At 69.9% G+C, this 927-nt stretch carries 1 protein-coding gene; it reads right to left on the bottom strand.

Features of this window, described 5'->3' with window-relative positions; all coding sequences use genetic code 11:
• Positions 1 to 866, bottom strand: an 866-nt coding sequence (locus FGD71_RS34950) for a beta-ketoacyl reductase (protein WP_338120100.1), incomplete at its 3' end; no start/stop codon positions are given.
• Positions 867 to 927 lie beyond the last annotated feature (61 nt).

A 927-nucleotide genomic window follows, 5' to 3' on the forward strand; every position in this document is an offset into this window, starting at 1 on the left:
GCGGCGTGGACGACGGCGGTCGGCGGATGCTCGGCCAGCAGGCCCGCCAGCGACTCCCGGTCCGCCACATCACAAGCCACGACGCTGACCCGAGCACCCAGCTCCATCAGCTCCGCCACCAACTCGGCAACACCCGGCGCCTCTTCACCCCGACGGCTCGTCAGCACCAGATGCCCGGCACCCATCCGCGCCGCCCACCGGGCCACATGACCACCCAACGCACCCGTACCACCCGTGATCAACACCGTCCCACGCGGCGACCACGACCGCACCACCGGCGCATCACCCAACGGCGCCCGCACCAAACGCCGCACGAACACACCCGACGCGCGGAGGGCAAGCTGGTCCTCATCCCCACCGCCACCCGCCAGCACACCCGCCAGCCGAGCAACCGCACGCTCATCCAGCACCTCAGGCAGATCCAGCAGACCACCCCAACGCTCCGGATGCTCCAAGCCGACCACCCGCCCCAGACCCCACACCTGCGCCTGCACCGCAGCCGTCAGCCGATCGGAGCGACCCACCGACACCGCACCCCGCGTCACCAGCCACAACGGCGCACCAACCCCGGCATCACCCAACGCCTGCACCAGACCCACCGTGCCCGCAAGCCCGGTCTCCCCCAGCCCCAGCAACGACACCACACCATCAACCAGACCCAGCCCCGACAACCGCTCAACCAGCCCAGCCCGCGACACAACGGCACCATCAAGCACCAGACGCACCACCTCAACGCCCTGGCCCTCCAGAGCATCTGACAGCACGTCACCATCCGCGCCGCCAGACACCACCAACCAACGCCCCGACAACGACCGCGACTCCAGCGTCAACGGCTTCCAGGACACCGAATAGCGCCACTCATCCACCCGCGACCGCACCACACGCCCACGCCGCCACGACGACAACGCAGGCAGCACCGCACCCAAC

Origin of the sequence: Streptomyces sporangiiformans, assembly GCF_005768555.2 — a bacterium.
Lineage (GTDB): Bacteria > Actinomycetota > Actinomycetes > Streptomycetales > Streptomycetaceae > Streptomyces > Streptomyces sporangiiformans.